The organism is Dellaglioa sp. CoH-56-MRSF-11 (assembly GCF_056782135.1).
Map to the genome: position 1 here is coordinate 130,766 of NZ_JBXAYE010000004.1, position 18,527 is coordinate 149,292.

Below are 18,527 nucleotides of genomic sequence, written 5' to 3' on the forward strand. Positions count from 1 at the left end.
CAATAGGAGATGAAATAATGGATTTATATTTGATGAAAGCAGAATCATTATATAAAATATTGATTAAAAAATTTGAAGTATCTTTTGAAGGGTCTAAGGTAGAATTCTCGTTAGATGATTTGTATAGTTTGGGATTGAAATTAAGAAGTAAGAAGTTAATTTCAGATATTGATTTTGAAAAACTTAGAATAGTTGCAATTACTCATGACATAAATAAGTTAGAAGAAATACACCAATATTTTGATGTATTTAAGAAAGATAAAAATATAACAGAATCTGCTCTGGCACAGATGTTAAAAAAATTATCATTTGAAGCAAAAGATTCTGTAATTGATGCAAGTGATTTTAGTGCTTTTAATGAATATATGCACGTAGAACGAGAAATACAACATAGGTTAGAGAAGATAATTCTTAATAAAATACAGAGAGAAAAAAGTTCTTTAACTTTTATTGTAGGAAATGTAGGAGATGGAAAATCGCATCTATTATCTTACATGAATAATCAATATTTTGATATTTTTAAAAAAAATAAAGTATATATACATAATGATGCAACGGAAAGCATTAATCCTAATTTATCATCTATTGATTCGTTAATGGATATTCTCACAAAGAATAAGAATGAAATTGAAGGTTATAAACATGTTATTATTGCTATTAATTTAGGGGTAGTTAAGAGATTACTTCATAAAATAAAGTCAGATTCGACATTAAGTGAAATTACAATTGCATTGAGTAATATAGAAAAAAATAATCAGGAAAATATAGAAGATAAAAAAGTATCAGTGATTTCATTTTTTAATAATGCAAACTTTGAAATTGATGAGACGGGTGTGAACAGCTTATATTATGATCAAATTTTTAAAAAAATATGTTTAAAAGAAGAAAATAATCCATTTTATAATGCTTACAGAAATGATTTAGAAAATGGCTATGATAAAGTTGAACATATTAATTATGAGCTGTTCTTAAATAAGAAAGTCCAAGAAGCAATTAAATATTTATTGATAAGAATTCAAGTTTCTAATGGTATAATCATCTCCACTCGAGATGTATTGAACTTTATTCACGATATTATTATACCAGCAAAGGAAATTAAAAGTAATTACACATCATATTTACCTTATTTATTATTTGAAAGCCAAAATAAGTCTGAGATATTAAAAGCTATTTATTTTCTTGATCCATCACGAAATTCAAATAAAAAAATTGATGAATTTAATGTTGAGGTATACAACTATGATGATGAGTATGTTGATAAAATTGAAGATAAAATTGAAGATAATGAAAGAGCAATTCAAAAAGTTATAGAATCTGTTGGTAAATTAGATACGGATAGACATAAAATTCGAGTTAACACATTTCTTAGAGTTCAATTTTTATTAGATTATCAAAATGAGTTATTTGATAATGAAAATTATTTTTCTTTTCTAAGTATTCTTTCAAAAAATGTAAGACAAATTAAAGAGTTGGCAAAATTGATACAAAGCAATGTATTACGGTGGAACGGTCAAACTGTAAAAGGATTCGCGTTTATAAATAATTTGAGTTTAAAAACTAGAGTTGCAGTGCCATTAAGATTAAACTATGTAGATTTTGAAATTAACAAGTTTGAAATTAATATGTGTTTTAAAGATACAAGTAATGAAGCTGAATATTTTGTTAAAATAGATTTTGAAGATTATGTGCTATTGACAAAAATTCATAATGGATATGTTATTTCTAATATTGAACGGTCAGAGGCAATGAATTTTAACAATTTTGTATTTAACATATTACTGAATACTAATAACAATGAAACTGTTATTGTTGGTAATATAAATGATGGATATCTATATAAAATAGAGAATAATGGGATTGATTATGAAGTATCAGAGGTGAAAATATAATGTCTATTGAATTAGAAAATTTAAAAAAACATTTGGAAATGGATAAAGGAAAGATAAAAAATAATCATCATAAATCAGGACAATTATTACCGTTTATGACCCGTGAGCCAGAGAGAGCAAAATTTGAAAATGGATTTGCACCAATTATAGGTAATTTAGCAAGGATTAGCATTAACAAAGGTGAGATATCAAAGGATACTAAATCCTTTGATAAGGATATAAGTGATGATTTTGATTTATCTAAAATAGGTAATAAAGATAAATTTTTAAAATTATTTTCTAATTCGGCACTTGATGAAATTTATATTCCCAAGTTGCTGGCGTATAAAAAGTCGAACGAAAAAAAAAGTTCAAGTGGAGAATTAAAGATTGCAGCATTTTTAAATTATACACTTGAGCTAGAGAAAAATAATATGTGGATTGAATTTATAAATAAAAAAGATGAGCACAATCTTTATGAAAAAATTATTATAGAAAATTTACATGAACTAACTAATAATAATATAAAAAAAGAAAAATTTGTTTCAATTGGTGACCAAAGTATATTCTTAGATTATTTTAATCATGATTTGAACAATTTTATGAAAAATACAACATTTTTTATGAAAAATATTGATACATTTTTTAGCTACTATTATTTTTTCATAATTAGTCAAATAATAATGAATATTGGAACCTTCGATGAGTTTAATAAAAAAAATATTTTTTTTGCACTTGATACGGAAAAAATATCAGGTTCAAGACCAACAAATGATAGAGGTTATGCTCAAGTTAAAGAAAACGCAACTGATTTGTTAGTTAACGTTGATTTATTAGATTATTTAAATTTATTAGTTCCTAGTGAAAAATTTTATAGTTTATTTCAGTTAACAGATATAAATTTTGAATATTCAATAGAACTTAGAAATAATTTAAGTGAATTTTTAAATGAGTTTTTGGAGGATGATATAAGCATGTCATCTGAAAATAATATAAAGGATAATATAAAACTTTTAAAATTAAAATTAACAAAAAATTTATCCGACGAAACTAAATCTAGATTTTCTAAATCTTTTGAAGCAATAGCAGTAAAATATTTTGTAAAAAGACGTGGTAGACTTGGAAATGTTTTAAACATGACTGATGATACTGTATTGGTGATTACAGCGGGTATAGTTGGTTCAGAAAAAATGCTTGTTAAAGATGTTATTACCGAAATGAGTAATAGAGGAATTTCATTAGATAATATTTCTAAAAGAAAATTAGTAGAAACATATGAAAAAATGAATATTCTTGAAAAATTAAGCGATAGCGGGGATGCACAATATGTCAAACCAATATTATAAATTTTTAATCGAACGGTTATTTAAATGGTTTAAAACCCAAAATATTAGTGCTGGTAGCAGGTATTATTTGAATTTAGATCAAAATAATGAAGTTGTTAGATTCTATAATGCATTTGAAATGAATGATATTATTTCTACTGAAGATTTTGTAATTGATCAAAAGGACGTGCAGTTCCATGGTAAAGTGGTAAATATAAATGGTGTTAACATATTATTTGTTGCAGCAACAGATAAAATGAACTCAGATTTTTTAGTAACACTTAGAAATAGGGTTAGTTTACAATCTGACATATGGAGAAATACGGCACTTTTTATCGTGTGTACTGAAATTCTTGACAGTATATCGGGTGGAGCCATGAATGTTAGTCACGGAAATGGGCCTTTTTCTGTTGATAAAATTAAACACGATTTAAAAAGTGAAATAGAAAAGTCCGGGTTATCGGACGCTAACCAAGTAGTATTAGAAGAGTTTAAAAAGAATATAATTTTGGAAGATTCAATGAACTTAACATTATTAGATTTTGCCAGTATTTTTTCAATTTTAGAAAAATCAGAGATTACTCCGGATGACTATAAAAATATGGGTTATTTTTATGATACACAAATACAAACGTATGATGCTGATAATATTAAAAAAAGATTAAGAGAAAATAAGCAAGATTTTCAAAAGATTGGTGGTTGGCAAGAATATAATACTGTTGAAGATAAAATAGTTAACTACACGCAAGCAGATTTAGAATCAATGAGTATGTTGAAAGAAAAGGATATTTGGATGGATGTCGATTTTTCAAAAATAAAAAGAGGAAAAGAAAAATTAAAAGAATTAAGAAAAGATACAATTATTTATCAATCAGATAAAATAAATAAAGTTAATCCTGATTTAATTATATATGACCGAAGTAGAGAAAATGGTGAAAATAAAAATTCTGTTAAGTACAAAAACAGATTTATTTTAATATTTAAAAATAATATTAATCATGAAAATAATCAATTGATAATAAAACTTCCTTTTGATGATTCTGTGAAGGCATCAAGAATTAATAAAAGTAAGAGCCATATAATTGATGGGAAATCTGCTGAATTTACTGCAGATGGTAATAATTTAAAAATTATTGTAAACGACTTCAATGTGATGGATATATATGGAATTAAGACCTCATATGAACATTCAAAGGCACAGAAATATACATTTCAAATAATTTATTTACCATTTTCTCAAGACATATTTAATAATATATTATCGAGTTATCGTGTAAAAATAACTAAATCTAAGATGGAGATTCAGTTAGAATACGAAAAAAATTATATAATTGGTGGTACAGATTTTATTGATGAGGTTGATTATGATCAGATTAAATATAATGTAATTCCTATTTCAGATGAAGTGGGTGTAAATATTAATTTTGAAAATATTGATTCAGATGAAAGTGAGAATGAATTTAAGCTAGTTAATGAAGGCATTGAAATACCATTTTCAATTTTAGATAATAGTCAGAAGCCGGTTCCCAGAAGTGGTTTGTTTATAGAAAAAAATAGGCGTAAGGCTAATGAAAGTTTAATTTTTGATGGGGCTAAAATAATTAATGGTACAGAAAAATATTATGTCTTTAGTGAAAATAAGAAGTTGTTGAATTATGAAGTAGATATTATTAAACAACAAATATTGTATGCAAAAATAGATGATTCAATTGTCACTAGTATTGAAGTTCAGATACCTGAACAAATAAGAATAGACTATATTCTTATTTGTAAGCTATTAAAAGAAAGAAATACTATTTTAAGTTTAAGTTATTTTGATCAAGAATTATTGAAAGCTCTTAATAAATATTGTGATGATTTTGATGAAGTAATTAATCAAATCTCCGAAGAAAGACTTACATTGGAATTAAAAGATTTATATAAAATGGGTACAGTAGAAATCGATGGGGAAATAGCTTATACACCTTTACATCCAGTATTGATTAAATATCAACTAGAGTTATTAAAAAGGACAGAATTTCAATCTATACCTGAAAATTTTATTCGAACGTTAAATCCAAGTGGATTAGTTCCATATATATCAAAAAATGGGGGACTATTAAAATCAAATTTTGATGATAGTTCGCCTAGATGGTTATTCTTTAATGAATTTAAAAAATCAAAAATATCAGCGATTTCTAGAAATATTATTACTTCTAGAATGTTAGATTTTTATAAGCATTTTCATTATCTTTTTGAAGTAAGTTCTGATTATGCATTAAATGCTTCAATGCATAATATTAACGATGATAAAACAATATTAAAGAGTACGATTGATTTTATGTTAAAACAGCTTCAAAATACTAAACAAGGGTTTAAATTAGAAAATATGCATCCTGTTAATTTATATATAAATAACGATAAAAAAATTCTTAATCCAATATATGACCAATTTAATCAAATTATAACGGCAGCTGATTTTGAAAATTTATTTTCTGAAAAATTTATGGGAGATAAAATTAATGATTATGCTAATGAAGACGTAATTAAAGTATTAAAATCGCGGATTAATATTTATCATAATTTTGTTAGACAACCATATAGTCATGTTTCATTTTATAAGATGGATGTCGAGAGTAATGCCAATAGTTTTAAATCAGATAAGCTGGAAATGAATTATACTTTAGGCGGTCTAATAAGTGGTAAAAAATATAGTCTTGATAAAAAAATGTTTATACAAGGATTCGGTGTAAATATGGATTCAAAATATTTACATCGGCCATTGATCAAATTTATGTATGATTGGAATGCATTTAGTGTAGCCAACAATGCGGAAACAAATGTTTATCAAGCAGGAATTACGAATGTAAATAACATTCCAAGTTTTGAAAGTGAAGATGGTCATTTTGATGATATATTAACGAATATTATGGAAAATAGTAATTGGGTAACGTTATTGGATCCAGATATCAGTTTGGATTATTTTTCGGAACGTAATGATTTATATATTATTCATTATACAGATCAAAGTAACACTTCAAATTATGAGTCAATAACTTTTACAAACCAAATTGAACAATATAGTTTAATTATCAATGATAAGATAGAAAGATATGACAAAACTATAATTAAAAATAAAGAAACAAGTTTAAATATTATTAAATCATTTAACATTATTAATGGAGAATGGCTTCTAAAAATTATCGGAGATAAAACGAATCACAATATAGTGAGGGAAAAGTTAAGTATTATTTCGGCGTATAAAGAATTAATGGGTATTTTAGAAACTGAGAATATTATTTGGGTGCCCATATCGCTAGAAGAGATATTAAGAGTTTCTGGAATGGTTGGCATGAGCCAAAAAGAAGGATTATTTACAGCAAAAAATCTAGGAATGACAGGAGCTACAAGTGATGATCTGTTATTCATGGGTGTTGAAGTAGGAGAAAATTTAAAAATTCATTTGTTTCCTGTCGAAGTTAAAGTTGGACAGAACCATTCGGATGTTATATCTAAGGCAACGTTGCAGGCGGTTAATACGGCAGAAACAATAAATGAGGCGCTGAGGGATGAAAATAAATTTAAATCCGAATATTACCGTAATTTTTTTATGACAATATATTTAGCTAATCTAAAAAAAATGTTTAATAACAAGTTAATAAATGCAGAACTATATAAAAAAATTCAAGATAATGATGATAAGTTATTGAATAATGATTTTATAATTTCAAATGAATTAAACGAATATTATGGCAAGGCTTTCATTGTTTCATTTGGTGATAGAAATGATAGTCGGAGAATTCTTAGAAAGGAATTAGGCGGTAAGAATATAACTGAAATTAAACTTCCTGAGGGTGACGCATACATTTATGCAAGTAAGGGATTAAATGAAATCATCTCAGAAATTAAAAGTGGAAAATTGGGATTTCCGGAAGAAAGCCTTTTAAAAAATATTTTGCATGATGATAGTTATCAAGAAACTATCGATACTGATAAAGGAAAAAATATTATTATAAACAAAGAATTAGATACAGAGTCAGCTTATGAATATTGTGAAAATAAGGATAAAAAAAATTTTGAAGATAACAACGAAATTAAATCTATAAATAGTATAAATGAAAGTCAAAGTCAATATTCGAATATAAATGAACTTTCTGATTTTGAAATAGAATATCCTGAAAATACATTTTCTGAAAAAACTAGAATTAAATTAGGCGTTAAAAAAGGTAGTGTTGATGAAGCTTATTGGGAGTATGGAAATCCAGGGCTTTCAAATAGGCACATGATTATTACGGGTAAGTCTGGGCAGGGGAAGACTTACTTTGTTCAAACATTACTGTATGAGTTGGCTAATAAAAATATTAATAGTTTGGTAGTTGATTATACTGATGGATTTTTGGAAAATCAATTGGATAAAAATTTTGTTAGCAAAATGAGACATGATAATAAAATTCAATTTCACTTAGTTAAAGCGGGGGATAAATTACCTATAAATCCATTTAATCTTCAAGAAATAGATTATGGTGGTGGAACCTTTATTACTGAAGATGTAAATGATATGGCAGACCGAGTATCTCAAATGTTAGATAACGTTTTTGAGTTAGGCACTCAGCAAAGGTATTCATTGAAAACTGCAATAAGTGATGGTTATGCAAGAAACGGTAAATCATTTACCTTTTTACATTTAAAAAATATATTAAGTGACGAAGATGAATTCAAGGATGGGTTAAAAATAGTAGGTAGACTAGATATGTTATTGAGTTCAAATCCTTTCACTTATACTAAAGATTCCAAAAACTGGGAGTCATATTTAAATAAAGATGGAACTATTCATATTTTTCAATTAAAAGGATTTCAACATGATATACAAAAAGTTATTACTGAATTTGTACTTTGGGATTTGTTTAATTATCTTCAAAGTATTGGAAATACAGAAGAAAATCCAATTCCAGTGGTACTTGATGAAATACAAAATTTAAATTTTAAAGATAACTCTCCAACTGTTAAAATTTTAAAAGAAGGAAGAAAATTCGGTTGGTCAGGAATTTTTGCAACTCAATCTATATCAGCTATTAAGGGTGATATCAGTAGTGTCTATAATGCATCTGAGCAAGTTAATTTTTTACCATTGGAAGACCAAGTTAAACTTATTGCGAACACGCTATCTTTAGATAAAGACAGTAATCAACAATATCAATATCTTTTATCTAATTTACAAAAAGGCGAAAGTATTATTAAAGGGCCTATGCTTAATGGTACCAATCAAGTGGTATCACGAATAGAATCTATTAAAATAAGTGGATTTGATGATCGTATAAACTAAGTAAAGTAAATTATGACACACTAGGGTTGTATTAGTATATATTATTGGTATAATAGTACTTACTGAAATAGTGCGACCTTCAAATCGTAGATTTTTTCAGAATCTAATTGAAATGATGGTGATAGTATGCCAGATAATAGTAAAACTCGTGTCGTTGTTGGGATGAGTGGTGGCGTCGATTCATCAGTTGTTGCTTATTTATTAAAGCAACAAGGTTATGATGTAGTTGGTGTCTTCATGAAAAACTGGGACGATACGGACGAAATGGGTGTTTGTACTGCAACAGAAGATTACAAAGATGTTGCTAAAGTAGCAAACAAAATTGGAATTCCTTATTATTCCGTTAATTTTGAAAAAGAATATTGGGATCGCGTATTCACATATTTCTTGGATGAATATAAAAAGGGTCGGACACCAAATCCAGATGTGATGTGTAATAAAGAAATTAAGTTTAAAGCATTTTTCGATTATGCTATGGAACTTGATGCTGATTACATCGCAATGGGACATTATGCACAAGTTGAGCAAGATGCTGACGGTATTATGCATATGTTACGTGGGGATGATAGTAACAAAGATCAGACTTATTTCTTGAGTCAATTATCACAAAAACAAATTCAAAAAGTTATGTTCCCAATTGGAAACATTGAAAAACCAGAAGTTAGAAGAATTGCTGAAGAAGCTGGACTTTCAACTGCTAAGAAAAAAGATTCAACAGGTATTTGTTTTATCGGCGAAAGAAACTTTACAAAGTTCCTTGGTGAATATTTACCAGCACAAACGGGTAATATGATGACTGTTGACGGTGTAAAAATGGGCGAGCATTATGGTCTTATGAATTATACAATTGGTCAACGTAAAGGTCTTGGTATTGGTGGTACGGGTGAAGGTAACGATCCTTGGTTCGTTGTAGGTAAAGATTTAGCAACAAATACATTGATTGTTGGACAAGGTTACCATAATGATTTACTTTATGCCGATTATCTTGAAGCATCAGAGTTAAGTTTTATGGCACCAATCGATCGCTTTGGCAATGATTTCCATATCACTGCTAAGTTTAGATACCGTCAAACTGATGTTGGTGTGACGGTTCATTTAAATGATGACCGTACAGAAGCTACAGTTGAATTTGATGCACCAGTACGTGCTATTACACCTGGACAGGCTGTTGTCTTTTACGATGGCGCAGAATGCTTAGGTAGTGGTATCATTGACGCTGCATTTAAAAAGTCAACTGAGGGATCAAAACAATTACAATATGTTTAAATTGAATTTATAATAGTTAAGGCACAAACAAATATTTTGTTTGTGCCTTTTTATATTTGTGGCATAATATAATAGAGATGAAAAAACGAAGGGGTCTTATTGACTGATGACTAATATATATTTTATTCGACATGGCAAAACAGAATGGAATCTTGAGGGACGATACCAAGGTGCGAATGGAGATTCACCCTTACTTGAACAAAGTTACATAGAAATACAACAATTAATCAAAGCACTTAAATCAATAAAATTTGATGCTATTTATTCAAGTCCTATTAAGCGTGCAAAGGACACAGCAAATTTAATTAATACAGGCCTAAACCAAAATTTGGATGTTATTTTGAATGATAACTTAGAAGAATTTCATTTAGGGAAAATGGAAGGCATGAAGTTTACAGATGTGGCTGTTCAGTATCCTGAGGAACTCGATGCCTTCCGTAATCATCCCGATAAATATGATCCTAAAAATATTAATGGCGAAACATTTCAAGCTTTATTAAAGCGGATGGTTCCAACAATTAAAAAAATTGTTGACCAAAATAAAATAGATGCAAATATTATCATTGTTAGTCATGGTGCGGCGCTTGGTGCCTTGATTCACGATTTATTAGGAGTACCGCTGAAAGACTTCCGTAAACAAGGTGGCTTATCGAATACTAGTACGACTATTTTGGAAACACAAAATGGAACCGAATTTAAATTAGTTAAATGGAATGATACTAGTTATTTGGATAGAATACGCGATGAAAGTGATGTCGTTTAAGGAGTAATAATGGGTAAGAGAGAAGAAAAAGAAGCAGAATCAAAACATATTATTCATCAATTAGTTGAAAAGGTTGAAAAAGAACCTAATAATCAAACGGCTTATTATGAATTAGGTAGTTATTTAACAAAAGTAAAAGACTACCCTCAGGCGGAAGAACTGTATAAAAAAGCTATTGGATATTTTGATGAGAAAAATGAACAAGTTGATTTATTACAATATGGTCTTGGTAACGTGTTTTACGAGGCAGAACTGTATTCTGAAGCAATTCAATCATTTCAAAAAGTAACTAATCAAAAGTTGAAAGAAACAGCTTTTTTAATGTTAGCACAATCATATATGGCTCAAGAGCTGTATCAACAAGCATTAGTATTTGCGATTACGGCTCAAGAAATAAATCCTAAAAATATGGACGCCAACGAATTAATTGGCGATATTTTCTTAGCATTGGGTCAGTTTGAAAATGCTGGTAAATATTATGACTTAGTTCTTAAAATAGATGAAAATAATGCAAAGGCTAATTTTCAACGAGGCTTAGCTAATATGGTTTTAGGAATTGAATTCAATACTTATTTTGATCGTTCAAAAATAGCCAATCAGGCCTATTTTGAGGCACAAAAACAAAGATTAAGTGAAATAGAATCGTTTATAAAATTACGTGATAAATAAAGAGGATGTGAAATAATGGTTGTTCAGAAACTAAATTTATTTAATGATGATCCTCAAAGTGATGAAACACAAGCTTACTTGGTTGGTAAGGTTGCAACCATATTTTTTCAAAGCCAAGATAGTTTTTATAAAGTGATTCTAATTCACAGTATTGAAAGTAATTTGGAATGGCCTGAAGATGAGGTTGTTGTTACTGGTAATTTTGCTGACATTAAAGAGGAATCTACGTACCGCTTCTATGGTCAACAAGTTGAGCATCCCAAATATGGGAAACAATTTCAAACGAGTAATTATCAAAATGAAACACCTACTTCAAAAATGGGGCTTATTACCTATCTATCTGGCTCAGAATTTAAAGGGATTGGGAAAAAGACTGCGGAATCAATTGTTGAAAAGTTAGGAACGAAAACAATTGATAAAATATTAGCAGATGATACTGTACTTGATTCATTAGAATTATCAAACAAGCAGAAAACAACAATATTAGAGACTGTTCGAGTAAATAATGGGATGGAACAAATTATTATTGGATTAAATGGTTTTGGATTTGGTAGTCAATTAGCCGCAACTATTTATCAAACTTATAAAGAAAAAACCCTTGAAATTATTCAAGAAAATCCATATCAACTAGTAAATGATATTGAAAATATTGGCTTTAAAAAGGCAGATCAAATTGCTGGAGAATTAGGATTTGCAGCTGATTCTTCAGGTCGAATACAAGCAGGTATTTTGCAAAGTATCAATGATTTATGTCAACAAGATGGCGATACCTATGCGACTGCAGAGCCGTTGTTGGAAGCATCTTTACGATTATTAGAGAGTAGTCGAAGAGTCAGAATAAACCCTGAGGCAATCTCAAAAGAACTCATTAATTTAGCTAAATCAGGACTCGTTGTCGGTGATGAACAGCGTATTTATTTAAAAAATCTGTATCATGCAGAATACCAAATTGCTGAACATTTAAAAAGATTACTTTCATCGGGGCAAGAAAAAGGTAAGTTAGCAGAAAAAGATATTGATAAAGCAATTCGTAAGATTGAAAAAAAACTTGATATGAATTATGGTGAGTCACAGATTAATGCCATTAGGGCGGCTATGAATTCACAGATATTTTTATTAACAGGTGGCCCAGGAACGGGTAAAACAACCGTTATTAATGGTATCGTGGAGTTATTTGCGGAATTAAATGACTTTTCGCTCGATCTTAGTAGTTATGGAGAAGGACAAACATTTCCTATTCTTTTAGCTGCACCTACTGGGCGAGCAGCAAAAAGAATGACTGAAACGACTGGATTACCTGCCAGTACAATCCATAGACTCTTAGGACTAACTGGAAGAGAATCGAATAATGATGTTGAAACGAAAGATTTAGAAGGTGGCTTATTAATTATCGATGAAATGTCGATGGTTGATACGTATTTATTGAATACATTAATGAATGCAATACCTACAGATATGAAAGTCATTTTTGTAGGTGATAAAGATCAATTGCCTTCTGTTGGTCCTGGGCAAACATTTTATGATTTATTGAAAAGTGACTATCTTGAGCGAAAAGAATTAACGGATATCTATCGTCAAGGTGATGGGTCATCAATAATTTCACTCGCACATTCAATAAAAAAAGGTGAATTACCTGCTGATTTTACACAGAATCAAAAGGATCGTTCATTTTTCGCGAGTCGTGAATTTCAAGTTGAATCAATTATTAAACAGGTTGTTGAACGAGCTAAGAATAAAGGGTTCACTTCAAGTGATATTCAAGTTCTGGCACCAATGTATCGAGGTGCGGCGGGAATTAATCGTTTAAATGAAATGTTACAAAATATTATGAATCCACTTGAAAATAGTAGACAAAAAGAAGTACTTTTTAGAGATCAAAAATTTAGAATTGGTGACAAGGTGTTACATCTTGTTAATAGTCCTGAAAATAATGTTTTTAATGGAGATATAGGTAAGATTGTAGGAATTACATTGGCCAAAGATAGCGAAGATAAGGTAGACGAACTAGTTATTGCTTTTGATCAAACAGAAGTGACTTACAGGCGAAATGAATGGCAAAAAATAACTTTGGCATATTGCACATCTATTCATAAGTCTCAAGGTAGTGAGTTTAAAATGGTTATTTTGCCAATGGTTTCGCAGTATAAGCGAATGCTTAAACGTAATTTACTGTATACCGCAATTACCCGTGCTAGCCAGTTATTGATTTTGCTTGGCGAAGAAAAATCATTTGAAGAATGTGTTGAGAATGAATCAGCCAATAGAAAAACAACGTTATTATTACGAATTGAACAGATTTTTGATGGTGATATTAAAAAAGTTGATGATTCGATTAAAGAGAGCCAACTAGCTAAAAAATCTATTAAAATAGCTCCGCCTGTTCCAACTTTAATTGAAAAATTTATTTTAACTAACGACAATATTATGGATGGTTCAATTGATCCAATGATTGGAATGGAGAATAGCCGACCATAGAAAAAGCCTATATATCTCAATTAAATGAGATATATAGGCTTTTTAGTTAATCCAAAATGGGTATGATAAGACGCTATACTCAATTTCAAAGAAACGGGTTCCTAGGTCTTCACCATCCATTTGACCGTACTCTAAAGAGTCAACGGAAAGTTTAATTTTATCTGATGTAAAATGGTGAACACCTTTTTGGTTAATATGTTTACCAGATTTCAGTAAAATGGCTAGATAGATTAATTTTAGTGCACTAGGTTTTTCAATGATAATTAAGTCTAAATTATTTTTTGTCGGATCTGCCATTGGTAAAATTGGAACACCGCCACCAAAGTAGGGATGATTTGATGTTGTTACAAGAAAGGCATTTTGATAAAATTCTTGATGGCCATTCACCCGGACAGTTATGGGAAATGCAGCTTGTCTTGATAAAGTTCCTAATAGGGCGCTTAAGTAAGTAAGCGATCCTAGATGAAGTTTATTCAATAGTTTCTTTGAACTTGATTGATTTGCGATACTTACTATTTGCGCATCGAAACCTACGCCAACATTATTTATAAAGTATTTTTTTTCATGCCGTGATAATTCGTGCATGACACCTAAGTTTAATAGTTTAGGTGAAGTTGTGTTTAATACTTGTTCAAGAGCTACAAGTGGAGATTTGGGGATACCGACACCTCGAGCAAAATCATTTCCTGATCCTGCAGGAATATAGGCAATTGGGATATCAAATGTGTTCGCATTTTTAACACCATTGATACATTCATTTAAAGTACCGTCGCCGCCAATAACTAGTATAATTTGATTATTGTCTGTTTCGATGGGGTGATAATGTCTGGCGTAATTTTCCGTTAGAAGGGAAGCATGACCAATATAGTCTGTCAGATGGGCCTTAAAATAGACATTTTGAGAAATTAATTTTTTTTCAATAGATTGCCAAATTTGTTTAGCACGACCACTTCCAGCAGACTCATTAACGATAATGAAATATTGATTCATGAACTTCCCTCCTTAATTAATACTAATAATTATAACTAAAATTTAAAAGGATTTAAAGATAAATTTTGATTATATAAAAATAGCTCAATATTCTAATTAGAATATTGAGCTATTTTTGTTAAACGATAACTAACATTGGTAAAATCATTGGTTTACGTTCAGTTTGTTCATATAAGAATTTTTGTAAGTCATCAACGATTGCATCATTAATCATGGCTTCTGTAATTTTATCATTTTTTAATAAGCGACTCATGACACGGAATAAGCGACGACGACCTTGATTAATTAATTCTCCTGATTCGCGCATATAGACAAATCCACGAGATAATAAATCTGGTCCTGCTTGAATTTCATGTTTTTTCATGTCAATCGTTGCAACGACAACAACAAGGCCTTCTTCAGAAAGGACTTGTCGATCATTTAGGACAGCGCTACCGATATCACCAATTCCTGAACCATCGACATAAATATCATCAGCTTCAAAATGACCAGCAATTCGAGCAGAATCACTAGTTAGAGCTAAGACATCACCATTTTCCATAATAAAGCTATTCTCTCTTGGAACGCCAATTTGTTCAGCTAATCCAGTATGAATTTTAAGCATTCTATATTCACCATGGACAGGGACGAAATACTTAGGTTTCATCAAACTGAGCATTAATTTTTGTTCTTCTTGGCCACCATGACCAGAAGTATGAATATTATTTACTTTACCATGGACAACAGTTGCTCCAGCTTCTGAAAGTTCATTAATAACGTGGTTTACACTGATTGTGTTACCAGGAATTGGAGAACTTGAGAAAACAACAGTATCACCAGGTTGAATAGAAACCTGACGATGAGTCCCATTAGCGATACGGCTAAGAGCTGCCATTGGTTCACCTTGTGATCCCGTACATAAAATTAAAATTTCATTTGCGGGTAATGAATTAATATCACGTGCATCAATTAAGGCATCATCTGGAATATTTAAGTATCCTAATTCACGTCCGTTAACAATTGCTGCCTCCATACTACGTCCAAAGACAGCGATTTTACGGCCTTTGGCAACAGCAGCTTCAGCAGCTTGTTGTACTCGGGAAATATTTGAAGCAAAAGTAGCAAAGATAATGCGGCCTTCACCTTTTTCAAAAATTCGTCGAATTGATTTACCAACGAATCTTTCTGATTTTGTAAAATTAGGAATTTCTGCATTTGTACTATCAGATAGTAGACAAAGTACACCATCAGCACCAAGTTGAGCCATTCTTTGAAGGTTGGGCGGCTGATTAGTAACAGGTGTTAGATCAAATTTGTAGTCCCCAGTGACTACAATGTTACCAGATGGCGTTTTGATTGCGACACCTAAAGTATCAGGAATTGAATGAGTTGTTCTAAAGAACGACACACTCGTTTTTCTGAATTTAAGAACAGTATCTTCTTCAATTTCATGCATTTCTGTTGTGGCAAGTAACCCGTGTTCTTCTAATTTTCCTTTGATTAATGCTGAAGCCAATGGTCCAGCATAAATTGGGACATTAATTTGTTTTAATAAATAGGGAATACCACCAATATGATCTTCATGACCATGGGTGATAACTAATGCTTTAATTTTTTGTTGATTGGCAACTAAGTATTGAAAATCAGGAATAACGTAATCAATTCCTAATAACTCATCTTCCGGAAACTTGATTCCTGCATCGACGACGATAATTTCATCTTGAAACTGGATGCCGTACATATTTTTACCAATTTCACCTAATCCGCCGACTGCAAAAACACCAGTCTCGTTATTTTTAACATTTATCTTTTTCATTCAGAAAACTCCGTCATTTTAAATGTAGGGTTTTCCTTTTCATATGCTAAAGCTTTATCTGATAATGTTTCAATGAATTCAATGTTATGTGTTGTTTGGTGACCAACAATACTTTGAGCTTCAATTTCAGAACTTGCTTCAAGGAAAAGTGATTTTGTTTCTTCTCTTTGTGGATTTCTATCTTGTGTTTCTTGATAATAAACTTTAAAAATCATTTGTAAAACTCCTTTAAATTAAATTGATATCATTTTGGTTAAAATGATTTGAAATGGAAATTAGAAACCGAACTGGGGGTTGTCTGCACAACATATAATTTATATTTTATCATATATTATTATTTAAGTATAGAATAGACCGATTTGAATAGACTTATAAAGGATAAAATTTAACAGACATGTTATAATTATGAAAAGTTATCGTATAAGGAAGAGTGGTGTTTTATAAATGTGGTTGGTAGTTAAAATAGTGACTGTAGTGGTTTTAATGATCATCATAATTTTAAATTATAACCGTCTGAAAAGAAATAGACAGATTACTATTCTTAAAAATAAAAGCAAACTTATTACAGATAATGCGGTTGAATTTGCTTTAAATAGACTACATGGTAATGAATATGGTATTAATTCTGAAATACTAAGGGTTACAGAAATTGTTTCAAAGGTTTGGGGTAAGAGGGTCATGGTATTTGAGTATCAATTTCAGATGAAGTCTCCTTCAGAAGAGAATATCGGGAAAATAAGAAACATTTTTTTCAATTTATTTGAAGAATTTGAAATGATGAACCTGGTTAAAAAAAGTGTCGAAGCAAAATCGGCATTTGAAGTAACAGATCTTTGGTATTTAGACGGTATTTTACATTTAGAGGTAGCACATTTGGTTAATGTTGAGACAATTATGTATACTAAAGATTTAAAAAAGGTATAGTTCAAACAGTATGTTTAAAGTGAAATAAAAAGAGTTTCTTCAATAAATTAATTATTGGAGAAACTCTTTAGTTATTTATTCAAGCATAATAGCATCGTTCGGTATAGCAAATGGTTTGTCAGTATTAATATGATCAAAGAATAATATACCATTTAAATGATCAATTTCATGTTGGACTACAATTGCTTCATAATTTTTCAAGCGGATTTTATGTTGTGTACCTTCGATATCAAAGTAACGAAGTGTAATCCGATCAGCTCTTGGCACATATCCAGGGACATCTCTATCAACTGATAAGCAACCTTCACCTTCTGAAAGTGCAGCAACTTGAACTGACTGACTTAAAATAGTAGGATTAATTAACACTTGTTTAAGTGTGGGCTCTTCACCTTCTGGGCCAGGGATTAAGACAGCAGTCATTCGTTTAGAAATTGCTAATTGCGGAGCTGCTAAGCCAACACCTGCGCGTAGATGATATTTTTCAGCTATTTCTTCATTTTGACTATTCTCTAAAAATTCCATTAAATCATGTGCGAGTTGTTTATCATCATCTGAAAGCGGAAAAGTCATTTCGCTTGAACGATTTCGTAAAATTGGATTACCTTCACGAATGATATTTTTCATTGTTATTTTAATCAAAATAGTACCTCCAAATTAATATTCTACGGTACATTGTAGCATAAAATAATCATATCTGTAGGCCATTTGAAAATTAATAGTTATGTTTCATTTCTTTTAGTTTTTAATGGATTGCTGTAAAATGAAACATAGTAATTACTTTCAAGTATATTGAAAGTATTAGTTGAAAATTAATTCAATAATTAAATAAAGTAAAAATAAAGGGAGTTTAACACACTAAATTATGAATAATAAAATTGATTACCCATTAGAAGCACATTGGACTACTGAAGAAATTATCTCTGTCAGTGAATTCTATAAAGCAATAGAATTAGCAAATTCTACAGGTATTGATCGAGAAGAATTGCTTTATAATTATCGTGAGTTTAAAAAAATTGTTCCTTCCAAAATGGAGGAAAAACAAATAGGCAGATCGTACGAAGATGAATCAGGTTTTAGTATTTATCGTACAATGAAATTTGCAAGAGAGAGTACAAGGGACGTTATTAAAATTAACCAATAGGGAGGTTAT

General features: G+C 30.0%; 13 protein-coding genes. 9 read left to right on the forward strand and 4 right to left on the reverse strand.

Annotated features, from left to right (window positions below; all coding sequences use genetic code 11):
* Positions 1–17 precede the first annotated feature (17 nt).
* From dptF to recD2, 7 genes are all read left to right on the forward strand, one after another.
* Entirely contained in the window at positions 18–1,889 is a 1,872-nt protein-coding gene (gene dptF / locus AC1RPT_RS05820) for a DNA phosphorothioation-dependent restriction protein DptF (protein ID WP_481761693.1), read from the forward strand.
* Positions 1,889–3,214 (forward strand): DNA phosphorothioation-dependent restriction protein DptG, encoded by a 1,326-nt coding sequence (gene dptG / locus AC1RPT_RS05825; protein ID WP_481761694.1) that lies wholly within the window; start codon positions 1,889–1,891, stop codon positions 3,212–3,214. Before dptF ends, dptG begins: the two co-directional genes overlap by 1 nt.
* On the forward strand, positions 3,195–8,495 hold the full coding sequence (locus tag AC1RPT_RS05830; RefSeq protein WP_481761695.1) for a helicase HerA domain-containing protein: 5,301 nt from the start codon (positions 3,195–3,197) through the stop codon (positions 8,493–8,495). The genes dptG and AC1RPT_RS05830 overlap by 20 nt, the downstream gene beginning before the upstream one ends.
* A 126-nt stretch (positions 8,496–8,621) precedes the next feature.
* A complete protein-coding gene (gene mnmA / locus AC1RPT_RS05835) occupies positions 8,622–9,761 on the forward strand; it encodes a tRNA 2-thiouridine(34) synthase MnmA (protein ID WP_409022386.1) in 1,140 nt (379 codons plus the stop codon).
* Positions 9,762–9,867: 106 nt separating this feature from the next.
* Entirely contained in the window at positions 9,868–10,524 is a 657-nt protein-coding gene (locus AC1RPT_RS05840; protein WP_481761696.1) for a histidine phosphatase family protein, read from the forward strand.
* 9 nt (positions 10,525–10,533) lie between these two features.
* The gene (locus AC1RPT_RS05845) at positions 10,534–11,193 is read left to right on the forward strand and encodes a tetratricopeptide repeat protein (protein ID WP_481761697.1); all 660 of its coding nucleotides are present in this window, start codon (positions 10,534–10,536) and stop codon (positions 11,191–11,193) included.
* 15 nt (positions 11,194–11,208) lie between these two features.
* Positions 11,209–13,668, forward strand: coding sequence for an SF1B family DNA helicase RecD2 (gene recD2, locus AC1RPT_RS05850; protein ID WP_481761698.1), 2,460 nt, complete (start codon positions 11,209–11,211; stop codon positions 13,666–13,668).
* Positions 13,669–13,710: 42 nt separating this feature from the next.
* Here recD2 and AC1RPT_RS05855 read toward each other — a convergent pair whose 3' ends face one another.
* The 3 genes from AC1RPT_RS05855 to AC1RPT_RS05865 form a co-directional block, all read right to left on the reverse strand.
* On the reverse strand, positions 13,711–14,658 hold the full coding sequence (locus AC1RPT_RS05855; RefSeq protein ID WP_481761699.1) for a diacylglycerol/lipid kinase family protein: 948 nt from the start codon (positions 14,656–14,658) through the stop codon (positions 13,711–13,713).
* Positions 14,659–14,776: 118 nt separating this feature from the next.
* On the reverse strand, positions 14,777–16,453 hold the full coding sequence (gene rnjA, locus AC1RPT_RS05860; protein ID WP_409022391.1) for a ribonuclease J1: 1,677 nt from the start codon (positions 16,451–16,453) through the stop codon (positions 14,777–14,779).
* Positions 16,450–16,668: a DNA-directed RNA polymerase subunit epsilon gene (locus AC1RPT_RS05865; protein WP_409022392.1), complete on the reverse strand. Its 219-nt coding sequence runs from the start codon at positions 16,666–16,668 to the stop codon at positions 16,450–16,452. Before AC1RPT_RS05865 ends, rnjA begins: the two co-directional genes overlap by 4 nt.
* 229 nt (positions 16,669–16,897) lie before the next feature.
* Between AC1RPT_RS05865 and AC1RPT_RS05870 the strand changes: the two genes are divergently transcribed.
* Positions 16,898–17,377 carry a hypothetical protein gene (locus AC1RPT_RS05870; RefSeq protein ID WP_409022393.1) on the forward strand — a complete coding sequence of 160 codons (480 nt, stop codon included), beginning with the start codon at positions 16,898–16,900 and terminating at the stop codon, positions 17,375–17,377.
* Between the two features lie 75 nt (positions 17,378–17,452).
* Here the strand turns inward: AC1RPT_RS05870 and def are convergent, their stop codons facing one another.
* Positions 17,453–18,001, reverse strand: coding sequence for a peptide deformylase (def, locus tag AC1RPT_RS05875; RefSeq protein ID WP_409022787.1), 549 nt, complete (start codon positions 17,999–18,001; stop codon positions 17,453–17,455).
* A gap of 238 nt (positions 18,002–18,239) precedes the next feature.
* Between def and AC1RPT_RS05880 the strand changes: the two genes are divergently transcribed.
* Positions 18,240–18,518: a UPF0223 family protein gene (locus AC1RPT_RS05880; protein ID WP_481761700.1), complete on the forward strand. Its 279-nt coding sequence runs from the start codon at positions 18,240–18,242 to the stop codon at positions 18,516–18,518.
* Positions 18,519–18,527: the final 9 nt, after the last annotated feature.

Bases quoted from the DNA above. Each gene is read 5' to 3' on its own strand.
- AC1RPT_RS05845 (WP_481761697.1), top strand. From the start codon at position 10,534: ATGGGTAAGAGAGAAGAAAAAGAAGCAGAATCAAAACATATTATTCAT.
- AC1RPT_RS05880 (WP_481761700.1), top strand. From the start codon at position 18,240: ATGAATAATAAAATTGATTACCCATTAGAAGCACATTGGACTACTGAA.
- rnjA (WP_409022391.1), bottom strand. From the start codon at position 16,453: ATGAAAAAGATAAATGTTAAAAATAACGAGACTGGTGTTTTTGCAGTC.
- AC1RPT_RS05870 (WP_409022393.1), top strand. From the start codon at position 16,898: ATGTGGTTGGTAGTTAAAATAGTGACTGTAGTGGTTTTAATGATCATC.
- AC1RPT_RS05855 (WP_481761699.1), bottom strand. From the start codon at position 14,658: ATGAATCAATATTTCATTATCGTTAATGAGTCTGCTGGAAGTGGTCGT.
- AC1RPT_RS05865 (WP_409022392.1), bottom strand. From the start codon at position 16,668: ATGATTTTTAAAGTTTATTATCAAGAAACACAAGATAGAAATCCACAA.
- mnmA (WP_409022386.1), top strand. From the start codon at position 8,622: ATGCCAGATAATAGTAAAACTCGTGTCGTTGTTGGGATGAGTGGTGGC.
- AC1RPT_RS05830 (WP_481761695.1), top strand. From the start codon at position 3,195: ATGTCAAACCAATATTATAAATTTTTAATCGAACGGTTATTTAAATGG.
- AC1RPT_RS05840 (WP_481761696.1), top strand. From the start codon at position 9,868: ATGACTAATATATATTTTATTCGACATGGCAAAACAGAATGGAATCTT.
- def (WP_409022787.1), bottom strand. From the start codon at position 18,001: ATGAAAAATATCATTCGTGAAGGTAATCCAATTTTACGAAATCGTTCA.
- dptF (WP_481761693.1), top strand. From the start codon at position 18: ATGGATTTATATTTGATGAAAGCAGAATCATTATATAAAATATTGATT.
- recD2 (WP_481761698.1), top strand. From the start codon at position 11,209: ATGGTTGTTCAGAAACTAAATTTATTTAATGATGATCCTCAAAGTGAT.
- dptG (WP_481761694.1), top strand. From the start codon at position 1,889: ATGTCTATTGAATTAGAAAATTTAAAAAAACATTTGGAAATGGATAAA.